General features: G+C 64.1%; 26 protein-coding genes, 1 tRNA gene and 1 riboswitch. Of the genes, 14 read left to right on the top strand and 13 right to left on the bottom strand.

Annotated elements, in window-relative coordinates; genetic code table 11:
* Positions 1-61 precede the first annotated feature (61 nt).
* Entirely contained in the window at positions 62-832 is a 771-nt protein-coding gene (locus Q7V31_RS08360; protein ID WP_304733611.1) for an SDR family NAD(P)-dependent oxidoreductase, read from the top strand.
* Between the two features lie 3 nt (positions 833-835).
* Here Q7V31_RS08360 and Q7V31_RS08355 read toward each other — a convergent pair whose 3' ends face one another.
* Positions 836-1,576 (bottom strand): type 1 glutamine amidotransferase, encoded by a 741-nt coding sequence (locus tag Q7V31_RS08355; RefSeq protein ID WP_304733610.1) that lies wholly within the window; start codon positions 1,574-1,576, stop codon positions 836-838.
* A gap of 10 nt (positions 1,577-1,586) precedes the next feature.
* A complete protein-coding gene (pip, locus tag Q7V31_RS08350; RefSeq protein ID WP_304733968.1) occupies positions 1,587-2,546 on the bottom strand; it encodes a prolyl aminopeptidase in 960 nt (319 codons plus the stop codon).
* A gap of 352 nt (positions 2,547-2,898) precedes the next feature.
* Here pip and Q7V31_RS08345 point away from each other — a divergent pair, with 352 nt between their 5' ends.
* The 4 genes from Q7V31_RS08345 to Q7V31_RS08330 all read left to right on the top strand — a co-directional run bounded on the left by Q7V31_RS08345 (position 2,899) and on the right by Q7V31_RS08330 (position 7,483).
* Complete coding sequence (locus Q7V31_RS08345; RefSeq protein ID WP_304733609.1) at positions 2,899-4,884, top strand: ribonucleoside-diphosphate reductase subunit alpha; 1,986 nt, start codon at positions 2,899-2,901, stop codon at positions 4,882-4,884.
* Between the two features lie 72 nt (positions 4,885-4,956).
* Positions 4,957-5,916, top strand: coding sequence for a ribonucleotide-diphosphate reductase subunit beta (locus Q7V31_RS08340; protein ID WP_304733608.1), 960 nt, complete (start codon positions 4,957-4,959; stop codon positions 5,914-5,916).
* 143 nt (positions 5,917-6,059) lie between these two features.
* Positions 6,060-6,395, top strand: coding sequence for an HU family DNA-binding protein (locus Q7V31_RS08335; protein ID WP_304733607.1), 336 nt, complete (start codon positions 6,060-6,062; stop codon positions 6,393-6,395).
* A gap of 98 nt (positions 6,396-6,493) precedes the next feature.
* The gene (locus tag Q7V31_RS08330; RefSeq protein WP_304733606.1) at positions 6,494-7,483 is read left to right on the top strand and encodes a hypothetical protein; all 990 of its coding nucleotides are present in this window, start codon (positions 6,494-6,496) and stop codon (positions 7,481-7,483) included.
* Here Q7V31_RS08330 and Q7V31_RS08325 read toward each other — a convergent pair.
* Both Q7V31_RS08325 and Q7V31_RS08320 read right to left on the bottom strand, forming a co-directional pair.
* On the bottom strand, positions 7,455-8,096 hold the full coding sequence (locus Q7V31_RS08325; RefSeq protein ID WP_304733605.1) for a glutathione S-transferase family protein: 642 nt from the start codon (positions 8,094-8,096) through the stop codon (positions 7,455-7,457). The two genes, Q7V31_RS08330 and Q7V31_RS08325, sit on opposite strands and share 29 nt — an antisense overlap.
* Before the next feature lie 28 nt (positions 8,097-8,124).
* Positions 8,125-9,192: a Gfo/Idh/MocA family protein gene (locus Q7V31_RS08320; protein ID WP_304733604.1), complete on the bottom strand. Its 1,068-nt coding sequence runs from the start codon at positions 9,190-9,192 to the stop codon at positions 8,125-8,127.
* Between the two features lie 74 nt (positions 9,193-9,266).
* Here Q7V31_RS08320 and Q7V31_RS08315 point away from each other — a divergent pair, with 74 nt between their 5' ends.
* From Q7V31_RS08315 to Q7V31_RS08295, 5 genes are all read left to right on the top strand, one after another.
* On the top strand, positions 9,267-10,214 hold the full coding sequence (locus Q7V31_RS08315; protein WP_304733603.1) for an aldo/keto reductase family oxidoreductase: 948 nt from the start codon (positions 9,267-9,269) through the stop codon (positions 10,212-10,214).
* Positions 10,211-11,284, top strand: a complete 1,074-nt coding sequence (locus Q7V31_RS08310; protein WP_304733602.1) for an LLM class flavin-dependent oxidoreductase — start codon at positions 10,211-10,213, stop codon at positions 11,282-11,284. Before Q7V31_RS08315 ends, Q7V31_RS08310 begins: the two co-directional genes overlap by 4 nt.
* A gap of 6 nt (positions 11,285-11,290) precedes the next feature.
* Positions 11,291-11,492: riboswitch (cobalamin riboswitch) on the top strand.
* A gap of 73 nt (positions 11,493-11,565) precedes the next feature.
* Entirely contained in the window at positions 11,566-12,432 is an 867-nt protein-coding gene (locus Q7V31_RS08305; protein ID WP_304733601.1) for an ABC transporter substrate-binding protein, read from the top strand.
* Positions 12,429-13,430: an iron ABC transporter permease gene (locus Q7V31_RS08300; RefSeq protein WP_304733600.1), complete on the top strand. Its 1,002-nt coding sequence runs from the start codon at positions 12,429-12,431 to the stop codon at positions 13,428-13,430. Before Q7V31_RS08305 ends, Q7V31_RS08300 begins: the two co-directional genes overlap by 4 nt.
* Entirely contained in the window at positions 13,430-14,197 is a 768-nt protein-coding gene (locus Q7V31_RS08295) for an ABC transporter ATP-binding protein (protein ID WP_304733599.1), read from the top strand. The genes Q7V31_RS08300 and Q7V31_RS08295 overlap by 1 nt, the downstream gene beginning before the upstream one ends.
* Here Q7V31_RS08295 and Q7V31_RS08290 read toward each other — a convergent pair whose 3' ends face one another.
* The gene (locus Q7V31_RS08290; RefSeq protein WP_304733598.1) at positions 14,198-15,322 is read right to left on the bottom strand and encodes a diiron oxygenase; all 1,125 of its coding nucleotides are present in this window, start codon (positions 15,320-15,322) and stop codon (positions 14,198-14,200) included. It lies immediately after the preceding gene.
* Between the two features lie 175 nt (positions 15,323-15,497).
* Between Q7V31_RS08290 and Q7V31_RS08285 the strand changes: the two genes are divergently transcribed.
* Positions 15,498-16,943 (top strand): deoxyribodipyrimidine photo-lyase, encoded by a 1,446-nt coding sequence (locus Q7V31_RS08285; protein ID WP_304733597.1) that lies wholly within the window; start codon positions 15,498-15,500, stop codon positions 16,941-16,943.
* On the opposite strand, the gene Q7V31_RS08280 is transcribed toward Q7V31_RS08285, so the two are convergent.
* The 3 genes from Q7V31_RS08280 to Q7V31_RS08270 are packed head-to-tail and all read right to left on the bottom strand — an operon-like array spanning position 16,927 to position 19,280.
* Positions 16,927-17,724: an SDR family oxidoreductase gene (locus Q7V31_RS08280; protein WP_304733596.1), complete on the bottom strand. Its 798-nt coding sequence runs from the start codon at positions 17,722-17,724 to the stop codon at positions 16,927-16,929. The two genes, Q7V31_RS08285 and Q7V31_RS08280, sit on opposite strands and share 17 nt — an antisense overlap.
* Entirely contained in the window at positions 17,721-18,455 is a 735-nt protein-coding gene (locus Q7V31_RS08275; protein ID WP_304733595.1) for a DUF6134 family protein, read from the bottom strand. Before Q7V31_RS08275 ends, Q7V31_RS08280 begins: the two co-directional genes overlap by 4 nt.
* A gap of 54 nt (positions 18,456-18,509) precedes the next feature.
* Positions 18,510-19,280, bottom strand: coding sequence for an RNA methyltransferase (locus tag Q7V31_RS08270; RefSeq protein ID WP_304733594.1), 771 nt, complete (start codon positions 19,278-19,280; stop codon positions 18,510-18,512).
* A 95-nt stretch (positions 19,281-19,375) separates the two neighbouring features.
* Between Q7V31_RS08270 and Q7V31_RS08265 the strand changes: the two genes are divergently transcribed.
* Together Q7V31_RS08265 and Q7V31_RS08260 are read left to right on the top strand one after the other, a co-directional pair.
* Positions 19,376-20,062 carry a lysoplasmalogenase gene (locus Q7V31_RS08265; protein WP_304733593.1) on the top strand — a complete coding sequence of 229 codons (687 nt, stop codon included), beginning with the start codon at positions 19,376-19,378 and terminating at the stop codon, positions 20,060-20,062.
* Positions 20,059-21,213: a serine hydrolase gene (locus Q7V31_RS08260; RefSeq protein ID WP_304733592.1), complete on the top strand. Its 1,155-nt coding sequence runs from the start codon at positions 20,059-20,061 to the stop codon at positions 21,211-21,213. Before Q7V31_RS08265 ends, Q7V31_RS08260 begins: the two co-directional genes overlap by 4 nt.
* Positions 21,214-21,228: 15 nt before the next feature.
* On the opposite strand, the gene Q7V31_RS08255 is transcribed toward Q7V31_RS08260, so the two are convergent.
* From Q7V31_RS08255 to Q7V31_RS08235, 5 genes are all read right to left on the bottom strand, one after another.
* Complete coding sequence (locus tag Q7V31_RS08255; RefSeq protein ID WP_304733591.1) at positions 21,229-21,735, bottom strand: thermonuclease family protein; 507 nt, start codon at positions 21,733-21,735, stop codon at positions 21,229-21,231.
* 204 nt (positions 21,736-21,939) lie between these two features.
* Positions 21,940-22,371, bottom strand: a complete 432-nt coding sequence (locus Q7V31_RS08250; RefSeq protein WP_304733590.1) for a TadE/TadG family type IV pilus assembly protein — start codon at positions 22,369-22,371, stop codon at positions 21,940-21,942.
* On the bottom strand, positions 22,368-22,841 hold the full coding sequence (locus Q7V31_RS08245; RefSeq protein WP_304733589.1) for a TadE/TadG family type IV pilus assembly protein: 474 nt from the start codon (positions 22,839-22,841) through the stop codon (positions 22,368-22,370). The genes Q7V31_RS08250 and Q7V31_RS08245 overlap by 4 nt, the downstream gene beginning before the upstream one ends.
* 8 nt (positions 22,842-22,849) lie before the next feature.
* Positions 22,850-24,139, bottom strand: a complete 1,290-nt coding sequence (locus Q7V31_RS08240; RefSeq protein ID WP_304733588.1) for a TadE/TadG family type IV pilus assembly protein — start codon at positions 24,137-24,139, stop codon at positions 22,850-22,852.
* 210 nt (positions 24,140-24,349) lie between these two features.
* Positions 24,350-24,424: transfer RNA gene (locus Q7V31_RS08235), tRNA-Thr, on the bottom strand.
* Between the two features lie 248 nt (positions 24,425-24,672).
* Here Q7V31_RS08235 and Q7V31_RS08230 point away from each other — a divergent pair.
* Positions 24,673-25,212: a hypothetical protein gene (locus Q7V31_RS08230; RefSeq protein WP_304733587.1), complete on the top strand. Its 540-nt coding sequence runs from the start codon at positions 24,673-24,675 to the stop codon at positions 25,210-25,212.
* The last annotated feature ends 64 nt before the right edge of the window (positions 25,213-25,276 follow it).

Below are 25,276 nucleotides of genomic sequence, written 5' to 3'. Positions count from 1 at the left end.
GAGCCCGCTAGAGTGCCCGGCAAGAAGCCATCTGCAATGAAATCACAGGGAGAAGCAGGTCATGGATCTCGGTCTGAAAGGCAAGAAGGCAATCGTCACCGGCGGCACGCGCGGCATCGGCCGCGCCATCGCTGAAACGCTGGCGGCGGAAGGCTGCGATGTTGCCATATGCGCCCGCAATGCCGATCAGGTGAAGGAAGCGGTTGCCGCTCTTTCGGAGTCGGGTGTCAAGGCGCTGGGCGGCACGGCCGATATCGCGGATGGTGCGGCGCTGAAAGAGTGGATCGCCGACACGGCGAAGGCGTTGGGCGGTCTCGACATTCTGGTTGCCAATGCAAGTGCGCTTCAGAACGGCAATGACGAGAAGTCGTGGCGGGCCTGTTTCGAGATCGACGTGCTTGGTGCTGTCAACGCCTTCGAGGCAGCGCTGCCGTTCCTCGCCGAAGCGGCGAAGAAGTCGGGCGACGCTTCGGCAACGTTCATCTCTTCGATCTCGGCGGCCGAAAGCGACGGCGCCAATTCCTACGGCGCATTGAAGGCGGCGCAGATCCATCACGCCAAGGGGCTCGCCCGCCAACATGCGGGCGCGCATGTGCGCGTCAACACGATCTCGCCCGGCACGGTCTATTTCAAGGGCGGCGTCTGGGACATGATCGAGCAGCACATGCCCGACACCTTCAAGCAGGCGATGGAACGCAATCCGACCGGCCGCATGGCGACGCCGCAGGACATTGCCAACGCGACCGTCTTCCTCGCGAGCCCGGCCTCGTCCTTCACCACCGGTACCAATCTCGTGGTCGACGGCGCGATTTCGCGCCGTGTGAATTTCTGATTCTCAGCCGGTCAGGGCCATCCAGCGTCGCATGACGGCCCGTGCGAAGTCTTCCTGAGCGCCGAGATGCGATGCGATCTGCGGTTCGGCAATCGCGGCGATCTCGGCGCGCGGGCGGCCAAGCGCGACGGCGCGCAGGCTGGTCCAGCCCTCGAGGATGTCGCGCGTCGTTTCGAGATGGAACTGGAAGCCATAAATGCGCGTGCCGATCCGGTAGGCCTGATTGGGGCAGTTTTGGCGCGTCGCGAGCCTTACCGCGCCGTCAGGCAGGTCGAACGTGTCGCCGTGCCAATGCATGATCGAAAGGCCCTGCGGTGCCTCCCGCAGCAGGGGATCTTCGGCAGCCGCCGCTTCCCATGTCTGAGGCAGGAATCCCCATTCCTCATGCGTATCGAGCCTGTCGCGCATCCGGTAGACCGGTGCACCGAATGCGCTCGCCACGATCTGCGAGCCGAGGCAGACGCCCATCACGGGCTTGCCTTCCGCGTGAAAGCGCCGGACGAGCTGCGCGCTCTCCTCAATGAAGGGATGGCGGTCCGACTCATAGACGCCCATGACGCCGCCAAGCACCACGAGTCCGTCGAACCCGTCTGCCGTCGCCGGGACGTCGCAGGCCTCGCCGGTCGTCAGGTTCCGCGCTTCGGGTGCATGGATCAGCGTCGCTTCAGCCCCCGCCCGCGCTGCCTCATCCAGCAGAACACCGGGCCCGGAATCGAGCGCGTTGACGAGATAGAGAATATGCATCTGGTCGCAATCAACCCTTTGCCGCCGCAAACCGGTCGCTCGCTCTCACCATCACATCGACAATGCCGGGCTCGGTCGCCGTGTGGCCGGCATCGGCCACGATGTTGAGTTCGACGCCCGGCCAGGCCTTCGAGAGCTCCCAGGCCGTGAACATCGGCGTCACCACGTCGTAGCGCCCCTGCGCGATGACGCCGGGGATGCCGGCAAGCCGGCCGGCGTCGCGGATCAACTGGTCCTGCGGCTCGAAAAAGCCCTTGTTCATGAAGTAGTGGCATTCGATCCGCGCGAAGGCGAGGGCGAAGTGCCCGTCGGCGAAGCGTTTGACGCGCTCGGGGTCGGAATGGAGCGACAATGTCGTCCCCTCCCAGATGCTCCATGCCCGCGCGCAGGCGAGCTTCTCGGCCTCGTTGTCGCCGGTCAGTCGCTTGTAATAGGCGGCCATCAGGTCGCCGCGCTCGGCCGCAGGGATCGGCGCGACGAATTCCTCCCAGGCGTCGGGGAAGAGCGCATCCGTGCCTTCCTGGTAGAACCAGTGGAGCTCGCGAGGCCGGAGCGTGAAGATGCCACGCAGGATGATTTCGGTCACACGGGCCGGATGCGTTTCGGCATAGGCGAGCGCCAGCGTTGAGCCCCAGGAGCCGCCACAGAGCTGCCAGCGCTCGATGCCGAGATGTTCGCGCAGGCGCTCCATGTCGGCGACGAGATCCCACGTCGTGTTCTCGGCGAGCTCGGCGTGCGGCGTCGACTTCCCGCAGCCGCGCTGGTCGAACAGAATGATTCGATAGGCATCCGGATTGTGCGTGCGCCGCATCGTCGGGTTGGTGCCGCCGCCGGGCCCCCCATGCACGATGACGACGGGTTTGCCCTTCGGGTTGCCGCACTCCTCGAAATAGATGCTGTGCAAATCGGACACTTTCAGCGTCCCCGTCCGGTAGGGTTCAATCTCGGGATAGAGCGTCCGGCGGCTCATCGCTTCGGGTGTCGCGTCGGGCATGGGGTCCTGTCCTCGGATAGCGAAGGGCGGAATCAACCTGTTGAATATGCAACGGAAATTTCCCCGGCCGCCACCCCGGCCCGGCGCCGTTTACCATTTTTTTGCTGCGTAGCTCATACTACTGATTGACCTCGCGGCAAGGCGAGCTACTATATCTGGACGCGCTCCGCCCAATAGGGGATCGAACCGAGGCGGCGGCGCAATCATGAACCTTTTGAGTTCTGCCCGCTGTATGGGGCAGGGAGACGGCGATGGTTTATCCAGCCGCCGGCGCGGTGACTTTGTGCCTTTTCGGGTGCGGCCGATAAGGGCAAATCGGGGGACCAAAATGCTGAACGACACGTCGAAAGCGGTGGATATGAGTGAGGTCGAGGCCGGCCTGTCGGCAATGATTACGGGTGATGCGCAGGTGCGCCGTGTACGCGCCGGTTCGCGCATCCAGGCCGAACCGGAAATGGTTTTCGGCGAGCAATATCAGGCCGTCCAGTTGGATGGCCGCCCCCGGGTGAAGGTCGATCACGCGCGCGACGCGCTGCTGACCGAATTCGGCAAAGCGACCCTGCGCGACCGTTACCTGATGCCGGGCGAGTCCTATCAGGACATGTTCGCCCGCGTCGCCTCCTTCTATGCCGACAAGGGCGATACGGCCCATGCGCAGCGCCTCTACGATTATATTTCGCGCCTTTGGTTCATGCCGGCGACGCCGGTGCTGTCGAATGGCGGCACCCAGCGCGGCCTGCCGATCTCCTGCTTCCTCAACGAGGCCTCCGACAGTCTCGACGGCATTGTCGGTCTCTGGAACGAGAATGTCTGGCTGGCGGCCAAGGGCGGCGGCATCGGCTCTTATTGGGGCAATCTGCGCTCGATCGGCGAAACGGTCGGCGGCAATGGCAAGACCTCGGGCATCATCCCCTTCATCCGCGTCATGGATTCGCTGACGCTCGCCATCAGCCAGGGCTCGCTGCGCCGCGGCTCGGCGGCCGTCTATCTGCCGATCGATCATCCCGAGATCGAGGAATTCATGGAAATGCGCCGCCCGACCGGCGGCGACCCGAACCGCAAGGCATTGAACTTGCATCACGGTGTGCTGGTATCCGACGCCTTCATGCGCGCCGTCGAGGCCGACGAGGAATGGGATTTGCGCAGCCCCAAGGACAAGACGGTCCAGAAAGCCGTCTCTGCCCGTTCGCTCTGGATCCGCCTGCTGACCTCACGCATCGAAACCGGCGAGCCCTACATCATCTACAAGGACACCGTGAACAACGCGCGCCCCGAGCACCACAAGCTCGCCGGCCTCGAGGTCAAAACCTCGAACCTCTGCGCCGAGATCACGCTGCCGACCGGCATCGACCAGCATGGCGAACAGCGCACGGCCGTCTGCTGCCTCTCCTCGCTCAATCTCGAAACCTACAACGAATGGCAGGACCACCCGACGATCGTCGAGGACGTGATGCGCTTCCTCGACAATGTACTGCAGGATTTCATCGACCGCGCCCCCGGCGAAATGGCCCGCGCCAAATACGCCGCCATGCGCGAACGTTCGGTCGGCCTCGGCGTCATGGGCTTCCACTCCTATCTGCAGGCCAACATGGTCCCCTTTGAGGGCGTCATGGCGAAGGTCTGGAACAAGCGCATGTTCACCCGTATCAAGGAAGGCGTCGACGCCGCCTCGAAAAAGCTCGCTGATGAACGCGGTGCCTGCCCGGACGCCGCCGAATACGGCTTCAACGAGCGCTTCTCCAACAAGACGGCGATCGCACCGACGGCCTCGATCTCGATTATCACCGGCGGCACCTCGCCGGGCATTGAGCCGATCGCGGCCAATTCCTTCACGCACAAGACGCTGTCGGGCTCCTTCAACGTCCGCAACCGGCATCTGACGAAACTGCTGGAGCAGAAGGGCCGCAACGACGACGACACCTGGTCGTCCATCGTGACGAATGGCGGATCGGTGCAGCATCTCGATTTTCTGACGGACGAAGAGAAGGACGTCTTCAAAACCGCCTTCGAACTCGACCAGCGCTGGGTCGTCGAACATGCGGGCGACCGCGCGCCGCTGATCGACCAGGCGCAATCGGTCAACCTCTTCCTGGCCGCCGACGTCCACAAGCGCGACCTCAACAAGCTCCATATCCTGGCCTGGAAGCAGGGCGTGAAGAGCCTCTATTACTGTCGCTCGCTTTCGATCCAGCGCGCCGAAAAGGCCGAAGTCGTTTCGCTGGTGCCGGCAAAGAAGCTCGACGTGCTGACGCTCGATCAGGTGGCGGCCGAAGCGCAGTCCAACGACTACGAAGAATGCCTCGCCTGTCAGTAACGCGTTAACAGCATGGCCCGGTGTCAAACCGGGCCATTCGTGTCTCTAACCCATTCGGCAACGAGAACCACCATGTCCCTCCTCGAAGAACGTCTCGTCTACAAGCCCTTCCGCTACCCATGGGCCTACGACGCCTGGCTGACGCAGCAGCGCATCCATTGGCTGCCCGAGGAAGTGCCGCTGGCTGACGACGTCAAGGACTGGGCGAAGAAGCTGACGCCCGGCGAGCGCAATCTGCTGACCCAGATTTTCCGCTTCTTCGTGCAGGCCGACGTTGAAGTCAACAATTGCTACATGAAGCATTATTCGGGCGTCTTCAAACCAACCGAAGTGGCCATGATGCTCAGTGCCTTCTCCAACATGGAGACGGTCCATATTTCCGCCTACAGCCATCTGCTCGACACGATCGGCATTCCGGAAGCCGAATACGAAGCCTTCATGAAATACAAGGAAATGAAGGACAAGTTCGACTACATGCGCGAATGGGGCATGGGCTCGAAGGCGGACATCGCCAAGACGCTCGCCGTATTCGGCGCGTTCACCGAGGGCGTCCAGCTCTTCGCATCCTTCGCCATCCTGATGAACTTCCCGCGCTTCAACAAGATGAAGGGCATGGGCCAGATCATCACATGGTCGGCGCGCGACGAGTCGCTGCATACGAATTCGATCGTCAAGCTCTTCCGCACGTTTATTGACGAGAATCCGGAAATCTGGACCGAGGAACTGCGTCGCGACATCTACAAGGCTTGTGAAACCATCATCCATCACGAAGATGCGTTCATCGATCTCGCCTTCGAAATGGGCGGTGTCGAGGGCCTCAATGCGGAAGAAGTGAAGCAATATATCCGCTACATTGCCGACCGCCGCCTGGTGCAGCTCAACCTGCAGCCGATGTACCGCACGGACAAGAACCCGCTGCCCTGGATGGACGAGATGCTGAACGGCATCGAACACACCAACTTCTTCGAAAACCGCGCCACCGAATATTCCAAGGCATCGACGCGCGGCACATGGGATGAGGCCTTCGAATAAGGGTTTTTTCGGACAGGCGCGCATCCGAGCCCGTGTTATCAACAGTTTTTCGCTCCGATGCCCGTCAAATATGCACTTATTGCTTGGACGAATCGCGCGACTCAGTGAATATCGTCCCGAACTTATCCGAGGGAATTTAAATTATGGCCACTAAACCCGCTGCCAAGAAGGCTCCTGCCGCCGCCAAGAAGGCGCCGACTGCGCCAACCGTTCCGATGTCGAAGCTGATCGCCGAACTGGCCGAGAAGCACAGCATGTCCAAGAAGGCCGCGACCGAACTGTTCAGCGACTTCGTTGAACTGACGGTCAAGAACCTGAAAAAGGGCAACAAGGTCCGCCTCACGGGCCTCGGCATTCTTCAGGTTCGCAAGCGCGCTGCCCGCATGGGCCGCAACCCGGCGACCGGCGAAGCCATCAAGATCAAAGCCTCCAAGAAGGTCGCCTTCCGCGTCGCGAAGGACCTCAAGGAAGCCGTCTAAGGCTCTCTGCTTCATAGAGTAGCGAAAAAGCGCCCCACGCACGGGAAATTCCCGCGTGTGGGGTGTTTTCGTTTTGCAGCCGCACTATCCTTGGGTATATGCGTGCCCGGATTGTCCTTCTGCTTGCCATTGCTTTTCCCCTTGTCGCGGGGCTACCCGCGCAGGCGGCTCCCGGCTGCGCCCAGCGCGACGAAGCCGCACCCACGCTCACACGGCTTCAGGACGCCATGGCCGAAGGCCGCTTCGTCGCCTATCAGCCGACCGCGCTGAAGGTCTGGGACGGCAATCCCGTCGCCGCCGGCGAGGAGAGCATCCGCGCCGACCTGGCCGCCCTGCGCCCCTGGTTCGACGGATTGATCACCTATGGCGCGCATAGCGGTGCTGAGAAGGTGCCGGCTATCGCCGCGGAGCTGGGCTTTCGTGCCGTCATCGTCGGTGTGTGGGATCCTTCGGACGAGACGGAGCTCGCCGCCTCACTGGCCGCTTGGGAGACGCATCCCGAAATCGTTGTCGGCCTCTCGCTCGGCAATGAAGTCGTCTTCGGTCAGCGCGGCGATTGGGCCGCCCTCGAATCCGCCGTCGCGCATGTCCGCACCCGCGCGCCCGGATTGCCGCTCTCCGTCACCGAGCCCTTCGCTGAATTTCTGACGCCGGCGGCGCGGCCGCTTCTCGCCGGGCTCGACTTCATGGCGGTGAACATCCACCCCGTTTTCGAGCCGTGGTTTTCAGAAGCGCCGCCCTTCAATTGGGCGGATTTTGTTGTCCAGGTCAGCAGACGCCTCGCTGACGAGGCTTTTTGCGGTCCCATACTCGTGAAGGAGACCGGCGTTCCGACCGGCCCCGCCGAAAAGGGCTTCGACGAGGCGAAGCAGGCGGCCTTTTACGGGGAGCTTCAAAAGGTGCTGCCGCCATCGCGCGCCCGCGCCTTCGCCTTCTTTTCCGCTTTCGACGCGCCTTGGCGCGTTTACGACTTCAACCCGGTGCCGGGCGAGCATCCTGAAGAAGCACATTGGGGCCTCTTCACCGAGACGCGCGCGCCCAAGCGTGTGATGGACGACCTCACGCCGATTTCGGCGCCTGCTCCGTAAGCGGCACGCTGGCCGCTGCCCTTTTGAATGCCGGTCGCGTCGAAATCCGTTCGTAATAAGCAACGACATTCGGGAACGGATCGAGCGGCACAAAGCCCTTCGCCAGATGCACGCTGTAGCCGACATTGGTGTCGACGGCGCTGAAGCCGCTTTTGAGCAGATAGTCACGGCCGGCGAGATGCTTGTCGACAACCTCGAGCGCCTTTTCGAGCCGCCGCGATTCAAGCTTCTGTACCACTGGCGAGCGCTCTTCCTTGGCAATGAAAACCTTCTGCTGCACAAGGCTCGCACCATGCACCGCCATCGTTTCCGCGTAGTGAAGCCAGATCAGCCATTCGGTGCGCTCAGGCGTCCCCGGCGCCCGGTGCAGTTTGCCTTCCGGGTCGTAATGTTCGCCGAGATATTGCGCGATGGCGCCCGACTCGAAAACGGATACGCCGTCATCGACAAGGCAGGGCACGCGCCCCAAGGGCGAGATCGCCAGATATTCCGGCGTCCGCAAACCCTCCATGCTGAAAGGAAGTTCCTTCAACTCGAATTCGATACCCATTTCGCAAAGCAGCCAGAGCGAGCGCATCGAGCGCGCGCCGTTGCAATGATAAAGCGTCAGCATATGTCGGTTCCCTGTCGTCCGTTTGTTTTTATAATCCGAATTCGCTCATGTGCACTGGCCGCCCCTCGTCGATCGACTGATGCGCCGCAAGGCCCATCGCCACGGCCTTCAATCCATCATCTGCGGTCACTTGTGCCGGTCCGTCCTCGCGGATCGTATGCTGGAATGCCAGATGCTGATAGTAGGAGGCGCCATGGTGATGGCCGGCCTTCAGCAGCTCTTCCCGCACGGCTACATGCTCCACCTCCACCTTCTTCGGTTTCCGCGTACCGAAGACGAGATTGCTCTCCGGGATCAGGCATTCGATCTTCCCTGCGTCGCCGACGGCCGACATCTCTTCCTGATTGCGCGATCCCTCGGCAAACATGCACAGATCGTGCATGGCGCGGACGCCGTTGGCAAAATCGACGATCACATATGCGTTGTCCAGAATGTCGGGCGTTTTTCCGTCATAACGCTCGTCGAGATGGTTCACGTTCTGACCGCCGCTGGCATAGATGCGTACCGGCTCTGACTGCACCACATATCGCATCATGTCGAAATAGTGACAGCTCTTTTCGACCAGCGTACCGCCTGTATTGCGGCTGAAGCGATTCCAGTCGCCGACTTTTCGGAGAAAGGGAAATCGGTGCTCGCGGATGGCGAACATCCGGAGGCGGCCGGCCCGTCCGCCATGCACTTCCTCGACGAAGCGCATCACGGGCGGCATGTAGCGATATTCCATGCCCACCCAGAAGACGCCTTTGTGCTTTTTTGCGCGTGCAGCGGCCTTCTGCGCATCTTCCAGGGTCGTGCAAAGCGGCTTCTCGCAAAGCACATGCAGAGAGGTCTCGAATATGTCGTCCAGCACCGCCGCATGGGTGTAGTTGGGTGTTGCCACGATCACGGCATCGAGCGCGTCTGAATCCAGCATTTCGCGATAATCTTCATGGACCGCGATCTCGCCCTCGGCCGTCGCGCGGCCCCAGTCGCGCGAGCCCTGATGCGGGTCGGCGATCGCTACGACGCGGGCGCCGGGGATGATATTGATGTTCATGATGTGCTCGATCCCCATCATGCCGGACCCGATGATCCCGTAGCGGATCGTTTCACTCACATGTCTCTCCCGTATCCCTTGGCCGGATGAACGTCTAGACTGGCCCTTGTCCGTTCATCACCGCGTTCCCGCCCATGCCCGCTCATGCCATGAATCTGCTGCCCATTTCGCCCGAGCCGCGCCCCCTCGGCAAGAGCGGCCTGCATGTATATCCGATTGCTTGGGGCATGTGGCGTTTTGCCGGTGTCGATGTAAAGACGGCGCGCACCCGCGTCGAGGCGGCACTGGACGCCGGGATCACACTTTTTGATACGGCCGACATCTATGGCTTTGGCAAATCCAGCCCCTTCGGCGCTGCCGAGGCCTTGCTGGGTGAGGTGCTGCAGGAGGCGCCTGCGCTCCGCGACCGCTTCGTCCTCGCCACCAAGGGCGGCATCGATCCGGGTGTTCCATACGATTCGAGCGCAGCCTATCTGCGTTCGGCCTGCGAGGCCTCGCTGGCGCGCATGAAGGTCGAGCACGTGGAGCTCTACCAGATTCACCGGCCCGATCTGCTGGCGCATCCTGCGATGGTGGCCGAGACGCTTACCGCGCTGCGTGCCGAGGGCAAGATCGGCCATGTCGGCGTGTCCAATCATACGCCGGCGCAGGTCGCGGCTCTGCAGGCTCACCTTGATTTCCCGATCGCGACCCAGCAGCCGGAATTTTCGGCTTGGGCGACGGCACCCCTTTTTGACGGTACGCTCGACCAGTGCATGGAGCGGGACATCGGCGTACTGGCTTGGTCCCCGTTGGCCGGTGGCCGTTTGGGCCTTTGCCCGGCAGAGGCCGCGAAAGGACCCGACGGCGCCCGTATCGGCAATCTCATCGCGAAACTCGACGAGCTGGCGGAGCGCGAGGGCGTCTCGCGCGAAGCGGTGGCACTCGCCTTTGTGCTGGCGCATCCGGCGCGCATCGTCCCCATCGTCGGCACGCAGACGCCGGACCGCATCACGCGCGCCGGCGATGCGTTGCGTGTGAAACTCTCTCGCGCCGACTGGTACGACATTCTGCAAACCTCGATGGGCACGCGCCTGCCATGATTCAGCCCGCCGAAATTTCCTGGTTCTCCGCGCTTTGCGATGACGACTATGAATTCATGGGCGTACCGGATCCTGCATTGCAAAGTTCTTTTTCTCATTGCCACGACATCGTCTTGGCGGCGGAGAAGGGCGGATTCGACAACGTCCTTCTGCCGTCCGGCTATGCGCTCGGCATTGACAGCATTGCCATTGCAGGCGCCCTTGCGCCGCTCCTGAAACATATGCAGCTCCTCGTCGCCGTGCGCTGTGGCGAGATGTGGCCGCCCCAACTGGCGCGCCAGCTTGCCACGCTCGACCATATGCTGCGGGGCCGCCTCACCATCAACATCATTTCCTCTGACCTGCCTGGAGAGACGCTCGCCAGTGCCCCACGCTACGCGCGCACGCTCGAAGTGATGAATATCTTGCGGACGCTGCTCGCCGGGCGCCCGCTTGTTCACAAGGGTGAGTTCTACAATCTGGAATTGGAAGCACCTCGCATAGCGCAACAACGTGCTAGCGCACCGCCCTTCTATTTCGGGGGACTCTCGGACGACGCACGCGATGTCGCTGCTCGCGCAGCGGATGTCTTTTTGATGTGGCCGGATCGCATCGAGAATATTCGTGTGGTGCTTGACGATATGCGCGCTCGCGCTGCCACCTACCATCGAAAATTGCGTTTCGGCTATCGTGTTCACGTCATCGTTCGTGAAACGGAGGCTGAGGCCCGCGCGGCGGCCCGTCGTCTGATGTCTAGGCTCGACGACAGCAAAGGTGAGGAAATCCGGAAGAAGTCCCTCGACGCATCCTCTTTCGGCGTCCGTCGCCAGGCCGAAATGCGCGACGAGGCCGATGACGAAGGTTTTGTCGAGGACAACCTCTGGACCGGCATTGGCCGTGCCCGTTCGGGCTGCGGTGCCGCCATCGTTGGAGATCCCGACCAGGTGCTGAAGAAGATCGAGACCTATCGGGCCCTTGGTCTTGATGCCTTCATCTTCTCTGGTTATCCCCATTTGGCGGAATGCGATCTCTTTGCGCGTCTTGTCTTGCCGCGGATCGACCATGCGCCGCTCTTTTCGTGCAGCCCTTGAGCGTCTACACTCCGCTCCGCCGAAGGTGCCCCGGCAGCAATGCCGGGGTTGAAAGGGAACGCCCGTACATCCTTGCGATGTCAAGGCGGCTGCCCCCGCAACTGTAGGCGGCGAGCTCTCTTCTCAAGCGCCACTGGATATGTCCGGGAAGGCAGGGGAGGGCGAAGACCCGCAAGCCAGGAAACCTGCCTCGGCTGTCGTCCGTCTCCGGGCCGGGGTGTGCCGGGAGGGAGCGGGATTCCGCGCGCGGCGATATCTTCGGGATACGGCGGAGCGTGGCAATGTGGCGAACTTTCGGACTGACGATGCTGCTGTCCTGTCTGCTGACGGGCCTCACTGCACGCGCCAGTGAAGGGCCGTCATACATCCCCCAGCGCATCGTCTCGATCAATCTCTGTTCCGACATCCTGGCCGCCGACCTTGCCGCGCCCGGCACCCTGAAGTCGGTCTTCCGCCTTGGCCGCGACCCGCACGATTCCGCCGTCGCGCATCTCCTTCAGGATGTGCCGCCCAATGACGGCCGCATCGAGGACATTCTGCCCTTCGCGCCCGACCTCGTGCTGGCGCATCGCTATACCTCGCCCTTCACGCTCGACCTGCTGCGCCGCATCGGTGTTCCCGTCGTCACGGTCAATGACGCCCGCAGCTTCGCCGACATCCGCGCCAACATCGAAACGGTGGCATCCGCTCTTGGCCGCGAGGCGGAGGGCAGGGCGCTGATCGCCCGTTTTGATGCCGAGATGGACGCCGCGCGCCGCGACGGCCTGCGCGCCCCCACCGCCATTCTCTACCAGGATCTCGGCGGCGCCGTGACACCCGACAGCATCCTTGGCCACATCGTCGCGCATACCGGCTTCCGCAACGTGATCGACAATGAAAATCCTTTCGGCCTTGTCTATCCGGGCATCGAGGAGGTGATTGCGATGCGGCCGGAACTCGTCGCCATCGGCATCTACCGCCCGGGCCAGCCCTCGCAGGCAAGCGCCCTGCTGCAGCACCCCGCGCTCCGCCTCTACCGCACCCGCTACGCCCATGAAGTCGATCTTCCGGCGCGTGACTGGAACTGCAGCACCCGCTATGTCACCGCCATCGCCGCCCGCCTGGCTGCAATGCATGACGAGATGCTGGCGTGGGAGCGCGCCAAATGATCCGCCCCCTCAACGCCTGGCTCGTCAACCTCACCCTCATGGCGCTCACACTCGCGCTGCTCGCTGCCTCCATCTATGTCGGCCGCGGCGGCGAACTCCTGACGGATAAATTCCGCACCATGGTGGAAATCGACCGCGAACTTGCCTGGCTGGTGCTGACCGAAGTGCGCCTGCCGCGCGCGCTGCTCGGCCTGCTGGTCGGCGCGACGCTCGGCCTCACAGGCGCCGGGCTGCAGGGCCTGCTGCGCAACCCGCTGGCCGAACCCGGCTTGATCGGCGCATCGAGCGGCGCGGCGCTCGGCGCGGTGCTGGTCTTCTATTTTGGCATGGCTGTTGGCTCGGCCATGCTGGTGCCGCTCGGTGGCATTGCCGGGGCGCTGGCGGCGCTGGCGACGCTTTACCTGCTGGCCGGACGCAACCCGTCCATCGTCACCATCATCCTTGCCGGCGTCGCGATCTCCGCCTTCTGCGGCGCCTTGACGTCGCTGGCACTCAATCTCTCGCCCAGCCCCTATGCGGCGCTCGAAATCGTCTTCTGGATGCTGGGTTCGCTGACCGACCGCAGCATGGCTCAGGTCTGGTTTGTGCTGCCCTTCATGTTCGTCGGCTGGCTGCTCGTCCTCTCCACCGCCCGCGCACTCGACGCGCTGTCGCTGGGTGAGGACACGGCATCGACGCTCGGCTTCTCGCGCCGCTCGGTCACGCTGCGCGCGATCGCCGGCACCGGGCTTGCGGTCGGCGCCGCCGTTTCCGTCACCGGCGTCATCGGCTTCGTCGGCCTCGTCGTGCCGCATCTGATGCGTTCGCTGGTCGGTCCCCGCCCTGCCTCATTGTTGTTGCCGAGTGCGCTTGCCGGTGCGGCACTGGTTCTCGCCGCCGACCTGCTGGTGCGCCTGCCGACAGGCGGGCCGGAGCCGAAGCTGGGCGTCGTCACTGCGCTCATTGGCGCCCCGTTCTTTCTCTGGTTGATCCTGAAAACGCGAAGGGAGCACCCGTGATGCATCTTTCGCTCACTCACGTCCACGCATCGCTCGGCGGCACCCGCGTCATCCGCGATGTCTCGCTTGCGGCGCGCGATAGCGCCTTCATCGGCCTGATCGGTCCCAACGGCGCTGGCAAGACGACGTTGGTGCGCGCCGTCGCGGCACTGATTCCGCATGACGGACTGATCGAGCTCGACGGGCAGGCGGTTGCCGCGATGGAGCCGCGCGCCCGCGCTCGCGCTATTGCCTATCTGGCGCAGGGCGCCGGAAGTCATTGGCCGCTTGAGGTGTCGCGCCTCGTTGCGCTCGGCCGCCTGCCGCATCTGGCACCATTCCGCCAGCCCGCGCCCGCGGATGAGGCCGCCATCGCCCGCGCCATGCATCTCGCCGATGTTGAAAATTTCCGTGGCCGCGATGTGCTGACGCTGTCGGGCGGCGAGCGCGCCCGCGTGCTGCTGGCCCGTGCGCTGGCCGTCGAGGCGCCGCTGCTGCTGGTCGACGAGCCGGTCGCCTCGCTCGATCCCTACCATCAACTCGGCATCATGGAAGTACTGCGTGCCTATGCAAACGAAGGCCGCACGGTGATCGCCGTCCTGCACGACCTCTCGCTCGCCGCGCGCTATTGCGACCGGCTGGTGCTGCTCGACAAAGGGATTGTGAAAGCCGACGGGCGTCCGGATGAAGTCCTGACGCCCGCCAATCTCGAAGAAGTCTACCGCATCCGCGCCATCGTCGGCGGCGAGGGTGAGCGCTTCGTGCTCCCCGTCGCCCGCACCGACTGACTACTCCGCTGCGTTCGCCGCGCGCCCGCCACCGGAAAAGTTGATCCGCTTCAGATATTCGATGCCGTCCTCGGCAATCGCATCGCCGACCATTTCGTCGCCCTCGCGCCGCAGCTCGTCCATGTCGACATAGGTCGCGTAGAAGGCCTTGGTACGGTCGGTGATGATGCCGGCCTTTAGCAGCGTCTTGATCAGCACCCGGAAGATATTGGTCTGGTTCGACATCGCTTTACGCCGCTTGTCGTCGGTGCGGCTCTTGACGACCTCGTGCAGCACTTCCTCCCAGTCGAGGTCGAACTGCGCATAGATCACTTTCTTCTGTTCCGGGTTGGCGAGGTTGAACAGAAGCGTCTGGAAACATTCCGCCGCCCAGTCCTCGATCGTATTGCGCTCCTGCTCGGTCAGGTGCGGCACCGTACGGTCGGCCCAGATTTTCCCGAACTTGTGATGGAACGCCTCGTCGGTCATCACCAGCTGGCAGAGGTGGCGCAGCACCGGATCGTTGGAATAGGAATAAAGCGAGGCGAAGGCGCCCATCGCGAGCCCTTCGACCAGCATCTGCATGCCGACGACCTTCTTGTAGACCTCAGGCGCATTGACCATCTGGGTCAGGAGATTGCCGAGCGTCGGGCCCACCGGCAGCGGCTTGCCCCAGCGCGCTTCGATATATTTCGAGAAGCCGGTCACATGTCGCGCCTCTTCGCGCGCCTGGTTGGCGGCATATTCCTGTGCGCCCGGATCTTTCAAGATGTGGCAGAGGCTCGCCGACAGCGCCAGCGCGCCGGCCTCGCCATGCAGGATCGATGACAGCATCCAGCGCGCGCTTTCATTCGACAGCGCGATCTTCTGTTCGTCGGAAAGTCGGTCGGCAATTGGCGTCTGCAATTCGAGCACGAATTCCATCGGCACGACAGTCTGCGTCTTCATGTCGAAAGGTGCCGAGAAGTCGATATATTTCGTGTCGAGCGGATCCCAGAAATGGTCGTGCGTTGCCGAGATGATCTTGTCGAAGGCGGTGGAGCGCTGGCCGTAACGCTCGACTTCCATCATCGCCGGAAAATCGTCGGGGGCGACGGCGTTATAGGCGCTGTCCTTGGTGATGTCGGTCGAAACGCGTGTCGTCATGGCGCGGGCCTCCTCAAGGTGCCGCCGGCTTCCTCCCGAAAGGCCGGTTCGTTACAGACAATACCGTAAATAGGCACAAATGGGGAATGATCCAGATGGACCATCCGCCGCTGCTGATCCGCAAGGGAATGGCCTTCGTATCTACATGTAATTGTTCCTCTTTTGGCGCCGCTCCATGTCCCGTCCCACATCTAAAGCCGCTCCGATCCTTGTCTGGTTTCGCCGCGACCTGCGGCTGGCCGACAATCCGGCCTTGGCTGCCGCGATCGCACGGGGCGGCTTGGTTGTGCCGGTCTTCATCCTCGACCCGGCGGAGCCGCTCGGCGGTGCCTCTGCCTGGTGGCTCCACGGCAGCCTCGTGGCATTGTCGGCCAATCTCGCCCGTCTCGGCGCCCCGCTCGTCCTGCGCCACGGCGATCCGGCGCGCCTGATCCCCAAGATCGCGCGCGAGGCGGGCGCCGGCGCCGTTTACTGGAACCGGCTCTACGAACCCGCCGCCATCGCCCGCGACAAGGCGTTGAAAGCGGCGCTCGCCGCCGATGCTTTCGAGGTGCAGAGTTTCGCCGCCACGTTGCTCGCGGAACCTTGGGAAGTTCGCACCGGGGCGGACACGCCCTTCAAGGTCTTCACGCCTTTCTGGCGTGCGTTGTCCCGCGCTCAAATGCCCGCGCCGCTGCCTGCGCCGACGCGCCTCACGGGTCTTGTCGGCCTTCCCTCCGAAAATCTTGACAGCTGGAACCTGCGGCCCACGCGGCCCGACTGGGCGGCGGGCCTTCACGACGCATGGGCGCCCGGCGAGAAACAGGCGGCGAAACGACTGGCCGGATTTCTCGACAATGCGATCCGCTCCTACGGCGAGGCGCGCAACATGCCGGCCATCGACGCCACCTCGCGCCTCTCGCCGCATCTGCACTGGGGCGAAATTTCGCCGCGCCAGGTATGGTCGGCCGCCGAAGCCGCCGCTATCGCACATCCGGAGGCCGGGTCAGGTGTCGCCGCCTTCCTGCGCGAGCTTGGCTGGCGCGACTTCGCCTATCATTTGATGTTTCACTGGCCGCAGGTTGTCACCGAAAACTGGAAGTCGGAATTCGACGCCTTCCCTTGGGAGATCGACGACGCCGCTTTCCGCCGCTGGACCCGAGGCGAGACCGGTTACCCGATTGTCGATGCCGGCATGCGCGAACTCTGGAAGACTGGCTTCATGCACAACCGCGTGCGCATGATCGCCGCCTCGTTCCTCGTCAAGCATCTGCTGATCGACTGGCGGCGCGGCGCCGAATGGTTCGAGGACACGCTGGTTGATGCCGACCTCGCGGTCAATCGCGCGAGCTGGCAATGGGTGGCGGGCTCGGGCGCCGATGCCGCGCCCTACTTCCGCATTTTCAATCCGGTGCTGCAGGGCGAAAAGTTCGATACGGACGGCGCCTATGTCCGCGCCCATCTGCCGGAACTCGCGGGCCTCGATGCACGTTACATTCATAAGCCATGGGCCGCGCCGCCCGAAGCATTGACGAAGGCGGGTGTCGCGCTCGGCGGCAACTATGCCCGTCCGATGGTCGATCACGCAAAGGCCCGTGCCCGCGCGCTCGCGGCCTATGCGGCGATCAGGCGACCCGGCTGACCCGCGTCGCGCTGTCCGGTTTCTCTTTCGGTACGGTCAGCCGCGTCAGCGCCAGCGAAAGCCGGTAGGGCAGCATCTGCAGCACCCGCAAGAACAGCGAGAAGCGGCGCGGAAAGGTAATTTCGAAACGGTCGGAGTGCAGGCCCCGGTAAAAGGCTTCCGCCGCGTCCGCAGGGTCCATCAGGAACGGCATCGGAAATTCGTTCTTGTCGGTCAGCGGTGTTTTGACGAAGCCCGGATTGACGATCTGCACCGCGATGCCGCTGCGCGCGAGGTCGGGCCGCAAGGCTTCGGCCATGTTGATCAGTGCTGCCTTGCTCGCGCCGTAAACGGCCGATGTTGGCAACCCGAAATATCCGGCGAGCGACGCCACCATCGCGATCCGTCCCTTGCCGCGCCGAAGCATGCCCGGCAGAACCGCTTCGAGTGAATTGACTGTGCCCATGAAGTTGAGTTCGAACAGCGGCCGCGCTTTCGCCGCCGTCAGCTCGGCGCCCATCAGCGCCTGGTAGGTGCCGGCGCAGAAAACCGCGATGCCAATGGGCCCCAGCGTCTCCTCGATCCGTGTCACGGCTGCTTGGAGGCTTGCCGCGTCGGTCGTGTCGGCGGCAACCGGCGTCACATGTCCGTCGGCCTCGCGCGCCAGCGCTTCGAGTTCGCCTTGTCGCCGCGCCGTCGCCGCCACGCGATAGCCGGCTTTCGCCATGCGCAGCGCCAGCGCTCGCCCGATGCCGGAACTGGCGCCGGTGATCCAGACGACCTCCTTGATCTCCTGCGTCATCGCGAAGCCACCTCTTGCACCAGCGGCCGGTCGAGCCGCTCGATCGTGTAGTCGACTTCCGTGCCCCGTGCCATGAAGGCGACGTTGAGCCATTCGTTCTTCAGCGAATAGAGCAGGCGGAGTTTCAGATCGCCGGTCATTTCATATTCCCGCGCCGCCACTGCCGCGCCATCGACCGTAACCTCGCGCGTCGCGCGCGGCGTCACCGCAACCTCGACGATACGCCCGCGCTGCGTGTCGAGAAGCTGCGTCTGCGTCACCGTTGCCGGGTTCCAGTAGCTGGTTGAAATGATATCGGCAGGCGCCACGAATGTGCCATTGGCCGAGCTGGTTACTTCGAGCCCCGCATCGCTTGCACGGGCGCTGACGGTATAGGTCTGGCCGTCGTCATTCGTCTCGGTATCAAGCGCAACGAGCCTGCCGTCGCGCCAGACTTCGCGGTTACGGTGCTCGTATCGGAAAAGGGTAATCGGCCCGAACGTGACGGCGAGTTGGATCTCGATATCGACCTGCAGCGCATCGCCGGCCTGCGAAAATGAAATTTGGTGTGTGCCGATGGGCGTCCCCCCGCGCTCGACGCGGAACGCGAACGCAGGGGCGCCCGCCGGCTCGGGGGAAGATACCGGCGGCGTCGCGCCCGCGCCGAGGCCGGGGGCAAGCAACAGCAATGTGAGAGCCGCAACTCTGAGAACGGGCAATTTCACGACCGAGGGGCCTTTCGAGGGTGTCACGCCGGTTCGGTTCCGGCTCTCACCCTTTTGTTACGGCCCTCGCGCCTGACCGGATCACTCTTTTCGCATCGCCCCGAAATGCGCCTGCATCGCGAGGCTCGCCGCGACCGTCGCATTGAGCGATTCGACCGCCCCCGTGGTCGGAATGGCGAGCCGCCGGGCCTTCAGGCCCGCCGGCAGGCCGAGCCCCTCCTCGCCCAGCACCAGCCGGATGTCGCGCGGCCAGTGAAAGGCGCCGATGTCCTCGCCCTCGCCATCGAGTGCAGCCAGCGGTCCCCGGGCCGTGTTGAGCGCCGGCCAGCCGGGCCCCTTGAGGAACTGCAGCTCGAATTGCGCATTGGCCGCCGCTCGGAGCGCCTTGGGGTGGAAAGGGTGAGCGGCCGCTTCCATCAGGACGATGCGCCGGGCGCCGAAGGCCGCTGCGCTGCGCAACACGGCGCCGAGATTGGCCGGATCGCCTAGCGCACACACAAGTTCGAGCCCTTTCGGCACCCGCGTCAAATCGGCCGCCGGCATGTCCGGCACCCGTCCGACCAGCAGCGGAAAGCCGGTGCCATTGCTGTCGAGTGTTTCGAACAGCGCCCTCGAGAGCACGAAACATTCGAGCCCCGCCGGCGGTTTCAGCGCCGCGATGTCGGCCTCGCGCGACGCCAGCACGGCGCTGAATTGCGCCGCGTGCCGCTTCAGCGCTTCGGGAACGGTCTTGCGCCCGGCTAGCAGAAAGGCGCCATGCTTCTTGATGCCGCGCGTCTCGCTGAGCGCCGTCCAGAGCTTCACCCGCGGGTTTTGCGGGCTCTCGATAAGGCGCAGGCTGCCGCCGGTCATATTTGGTCCTTGTGAAGATGTGCGCCGGTCGCCGATCATGGGCAAACAAAACAGGCGCCGATCATAGGCGGATAAGAACCGGGACGGGGGGACAAATGTTCGAAGCGGCATTGATGCGGGGCGACGGGCTTGACGGGCTACGCCTTCTCCTTGTTCTGCTGTCGCTGGCAGCCGCGCTCGGCTACCTCCTGATCGAGAGCCGCCCGCCCTCGACCCTGCGCACCGGCCTCAAGACGGCCGCCATCGGCCTTTGGGTGCCGCTGCCGCTCCTGGCGTTGCCCGGTGCGATAGCGCTGCCGCTGGCCCTTCTGGCGCTGGCCTTTCTGCTGTCGAGCGCCGGTGATCTTTTCCTGGCGATGAAGGACAATCCGCGCAATTTCCAGCGCGGTCTTCTCGCCTTCCTCGCCACGCACCTCTTTTATCTGGCGATCATTCTGCCGCTGGCAAGCCGCCCCGAAGGCCTTGTCGCAGGTGCCGCCTCGCTGCTGACCGCGGCAGGTGCGCTCGCGCTCTATTTCTGGCTGCGGCCAAATCTCGGGTCGAGCCAACTCCCTGTCGCCGTTTATCTGGTGACGATCCTGTTCATGGCGCTGGCCGCGCTCGCCATTCCGGCCGCGCAACCATGGCTCGGCCTCGGCGCCGTTCTCTTCGTCATATCGGACGGCGTCATCGCCGCCGACAAGTTCGGCCGTCCGATCCCTTTTCGCGGTCTCATCGTCTGGACGACCTATTATGCGGGGCAGGCGCTGATGGGCCTGAGTCTGCTGGCCTTGCTGCGGTGAAGGACGAAATCCCCATCGGCGGCACTTGCGACCCGCGTTTTGCGCCAGTCCGCGAAGCCTTCATCGGCAATTTCCGCGAACGCAGCGAGCCGGGCGGGGCCGTCGCGCTGATGGTCGAGGGCCGCCTCGTCGCCGATCTCTGGGGCGGCTGGCGCGACGCCGCGCGGCAAAATCCCTGGGCGCGCGACACGTTGGTCAACTTCTTCTCCGTCGGCAAGGCCTTCACGTCGCTGGTCGCGCTGCGTCTCGTCGAGCGCGGACTTCTCGATCTCGATGCGCCGGCCGCGACGCATTGGCCGGAATTCGCCGCTGCCGGCAAGGAGCGCATCACGCTGCGCCACATCCTCGCTCATCAGGCAGGCCTGCCCGCGATCCGCGAACCGCTGCCCGATGGCGCCATGTTCGACTGGCCGCGCATGACGGCGGCACTGGCCGCGCAAACGCCCTGGTGGGAGCCCGGCACCGCCCATGGCTATCACGTCAACACGTTCGGCTATCTCGCGGGCGAGCTGGTGCGCCGCGCCGGCGGCCGGACCCTCGGCCAGATCCTGCGCGACGAAGTGGCGGGCCCGCTCGGCGCCGACATCCATATCGGCCTTCCGCAGACGGAGCATTCGCGCTGCGCCGAGTTCCTCTGGCCGTCCGTCGAGATCCCGCGTCCCGAAACCTCGCTCGACGACGATGCGTTGATGAAGTGGAACACCTACTGGAACCCGCCCGGCATTTCGGGCGCCGGCTGGGTCAACAGTAGCGAATGGCGCACCGCCGAAATCCCCTCCACCAACGGCCACGGCACGGCGCGCGGCATCGCCCGCATCTATGCGGCGCTCGCCAATGGCGGCGCCATCGACGGCGTCGAAATCCTCTCGCCCGCCATGTTGACCGAAGCGACCACCGAACAATCCTTCGGCCGCGACCGCATCCTCGATCGCGAGTCGCGTTTCGCGCTTGGCTTTCAACTGCCCCAGGCCGAACGCCGCCTCGGCCCCAACGATGTCGCCTTCGGCCATTTCGGTGCCGGCGGCTCATTGGGCTTCTGCGATCCGCAGGCCCGCGTCGCCTTCGCCTATGTCACCAACGACATGGGCCCGCGCTGGCAGAACCCGCGCAACCGCGCCCTGATCGAGGCGATCTATGAGAGTCTGGCGTAGCCTGCGGCTTGCCGATCAGCACCAGCCGTCGCGCCGCCCGCCCGAATAGCTGCGGCCAAGACCTCGGCCGATCATCGTGTCGGACACATCGGTCCCGTCGATATAGAGCTGCGCCAGCGTCCGGCCATAACGGTCGGTTCCGCTGCGCTCGATGCGAATGTCCCGGCCCCTCGCAATCTCTGCCTCGAGATAGTCGCGCGCGCGAATGGCGTCGTGAGCCTCGCGGGCGCATCGGGAATTGTGGCCGAGTTCCGGCGTATCGAAGCCCAGAAGGCGGATTCGTTCCGAACCGATGCGTATGGTGTCGCCGTCATAAACGTCAATCGCGGGCACCGAGGAGCGGAAGCTGTCGGCGGGTGCGCTGAAGCCGGCTGGAACGCGGAGGTCGGCTGGCCGGTGCACGGCGGCGGGCTCTTGAAGATACGATCCCACCGCAAAAACGGCGCCGCAAAACAGCAGCATGAAGCGGATATGCCGGCGGACCTTGCAAAAGGCCTCTGCCACCGGCGCGGCACGTCGCACGCTGCGGGCCGCTGCCTTTCGGCGGGCTTGATGGGCGCCGAATGAAAGAGGTTTGGCAGGCATAGCCTGCCCGCGTAGGTCGTTGGAACGCATGACCGGCACCGGGCTGTGAGGATGAAACGCAACACCCCAAACCTCTCAGTCATCTATCAACGCCAGCCTAATCGAATAGCTCGAATTTGAACGATCTTCGCCGGCGTCAGCTCATCCCGCCGTCGAATTGACGATTGGATATTGCACGCTCTGCGAGATCGGTATCGGCGTCGGCCAGACGAAGGAAAGCGCTGTCCGGAACGAAAAGACCACGGTCACGCTGAGCGAACCCGGTGCGCCCGCGCTCGCCGCGGTGACCGCGACATTCACGGCAAGGTCATCCTGCTTTAGGCGCGAGAGCGCCGTCCGGATATCGCTCTCGACGGCGCCGGCGGTGGCCGTATTGGCGATGATGACGCGGCGCACGGCATTGTCCGTTTCATGGCTGATGAGGCTCCACGTCCACAAGGCGCGTCCTGTTTCGATCGTGCCGATGATCGCGACCATCAGCGGCAGGGCGATGATGGCGAACTCGACCGCCGACGTGCCCGCGCGGGCGGCGAGAAAGCGGCGAAAGCAGGAATAGGCGGCATCGCGTTTCATGGCAGTTGTGCAACCCCCGTCCGGCTGATGACGATTGGCTCGTCGCTGATCCCCGTAACGGGAAAGAGCGTCGTGTGCACCTTCTCGACCCGGACCGAAACATAGGTGCGGCGGTGCAGGGGCGCTTCGCAGGGCGTCTCGTCGGAAACAGCCGTGCCGTCGCTGCATTCGGTGAAGCTCGTCACGGTGACCGTCGCGGTATCCGCGTCGAATCCGCCCGCCGCCAACGCCGTGTTGGTGATGCCGTCGACATCAGCCCGGTCGAACATCGTATGACGTAGCGCCGCATCGACGCCGGTGGCGACTTTCGCCCGCGCATCGATGTAAAGGGCCGTTTCCGCAAGGCCGAGGACCATCACCATCATGATAGGCAGGATCAGCGCGAACTCGAGCGCCGAAACGCCGGCGTCGTCCGACACGAAGCGCTGGGCGTTGCGGCGTTCGTGGTGTGATTTCTTGATCTGTTCCATGCTTTGCGTCATTCGACGAGTACGGCCGAAAGTGTGCCGATCGTCCTCAGTGAGTCATCCGTGCAGCGCGAGGGAACGGTAATGCTTGAGCTGCCGGCGAAGGTGACGGTGTTGGCGATAAGCTGGATGCAGCCGCCGGGAAAGGTGAAGTTGCCGCTGTAGTTGATTGGCTGGCTCGGAAAATAGAGCGCCCCGTGAAAGCGCGAATGCTGGTTGCCGTTGATCGATACCCCGACAGAGGCCGGCACGTTGCGGTCGCCGAACATCAGAACGCCCGCAAAGGAGCCGTCCGACGGCGCGGAAAGCTCCAGAGTCGCACCGCCATGGCCGGCGAACGTGCCGTAGTTGGTGCCTGTGCTGCTGGTGAAGATGATCGTCACGTCATTTCCGCGTATCGTCGAGTTCGATGTCGCGTCGAAACTGCCGCGGTCCATGATGTAGACGCCCGGATTGAGCCAGACATTGGATCCGGAATTGAAGGCGATGCCACCGCAATAGACGCCCGGATTGAGCTTCGCCGTGCCGGAGATCGCCAGGTTGTTTTGCGCGCAGCCGCTGAAGGCGGGGACCTCGATGTCGCCATAGGGATCGGCAAGGGGTTCCTGGTCGGTCTTGATGCCCGTCGTCGTCGAGAAGCCATTGCCGAAGACGCCACCTGCCGAATAGACCGAGGTCGCGTTGATATTCGCCGCGCCGGTCGTTGCGATCGAGCGGTTATGCGACGAGTTCGAGGCGATGCCGCAGCCCGACAGATTCGCGATCGAGGCGCCGCCGAAAGAGACGGCATTCGACACCGATGCGTTGAGCGCAAGGACGCAGCTCAGCCCCGCGCCGGTAATGGTCGCGACCGCCCGCGTCCGAACGATCGGTGCGTCCTGGATGAAGATACCCGAAAAGATGATCGAGACGCGCTCGGTGGCGATGACCTCAACTGCATCGGGATCGCCCGCATGGGCGCCCGTCGCCGGGGGTGTGTTGACGGTCAGTTGATCGAGCGCGCTGACATCGACGCCGTTGCGGGCGAGAACCGCGCTGACATGCGCGGAGATCGCGCCGCCGCCGCTCGCGCTCCTGTCGACGGCGCCGGCAAGCGCCGCGTAGTCGGTCGCGGACTGAAGCTGGCGCTTGCCATTGTACCAGCTCGCCGCGTCGATACTGAGCCCGCTGAGCCCGATCATGACCGGCAGCGCAAGCGCGAAAGCAATGACCGACGCGCCGCGAGAATCGCGCGCCAGCGTGCCGAGACACCGGACAATCCGGTGCGGGCTTTTTGAGGCATTGGCTTCGGATGGCCGCATTTCTTTTTGGTTCCTCCGGCATGGGTCGCCATGAACATGATGGGCATCGCCGCCCATGCCTTGAATTTATGACCAGCTTGTTAAGGGAGTCTGTGATGGGCCATCGCAATTTGACCGAAAAACCGCGCGTTTCCGCGGCTTTCCGGACCCCGATGGACGGCCGGATGCAGCAGGCGTTGCGGCGATATGGGTGGCTTGCGGCTGGGGAGATGGTGCTGTGAGAGAGGATTGAACTCTCGACCTCTCCCTTACCAAGGGAGTGCTCTACCACTGAGCTACCACAGCGTCCGGGGTTCAGGGCGCGCCGCGCGGCGCAAGAACCGGCCTGAAGTCTCGCCCCGAATGGTAAAAGAGGGATGAGGGGCCGCCCGAAAACGCGCGGAAAGTGCCACAGGGTCCCACCGCATGCAAGCCGCCCGCACCCGCCCTGGGTTCCGGACGCCGCCTGTGTTGACGGACCCCGGCCCCGCGCCCAAAATCAATGCGGCGGGCAGGCTTGTCCGCACCCATTCCTGCAACTGAAAGCGCCCCCCATGAAAAAGACCCCGAGCCAGTTCAATCCGCGTGAGCCCGGCGGCAAGGGAACCGACCGCGCCTCGCAGACGCAGGAAGCCCGTGCCCGTCAGGCCCGCCTGGCCGAGGCCTTGCGCGAGAACCTGCGCAAGCGCAAGGCGCAGACCAAGGCCCGCAACCCCGGTGCCGCCGAGGCGCCGGCGTCTCAGGCCGCCGAAGCGCCGAAGCCCGTCGCCGCGAGCATCGCCGCCGAACCCGCCGCAAAACCGGCGCCCCAGCCCGCCGCCAAAGCCGCGCCAATGCCGGCACCCAAGGTCGAACCCAAGTCGGCGCCCAAAGCCACAGCCAAGGCTGCGCCCAAGGTCGAACCCAAACCGGCGCCCAAAGCCGCAGCCAAGGCTGCCCCGAAATCCGCGCCGAAAGCGGCGGCAAAACCCGCGGCCAAGGGCAAGAGCGCGGCCAAACCCGCCGCCAAGACCAAGCCGGCGGCAAAGAGCAAGGTCGAGCCCAAGGGCAAGCCCGCGGCCAAGGCGAAGGCCAAGTCCAAAAAGTCGAAATAAGCCGCGAAATCGTCCGAAAACGGCCCGATTGATCCCTGACAAGGCGGTGGGACGCCCCTTGCGT

This window comes from Parvibaculum sp. (genome assembly GCF_030651915.1).
Taxonomy (GTDB): domain Bacteria; phylum Pseudomonadota; class Alphaproteobacteria; order Parvibaculales; family Parvibaculaceae; genus Parvibaculum.
Note: the sequence above shows the minus strand (reverse complement) of the source record. Positions and strands in the feature narration are given on the sequence as shown.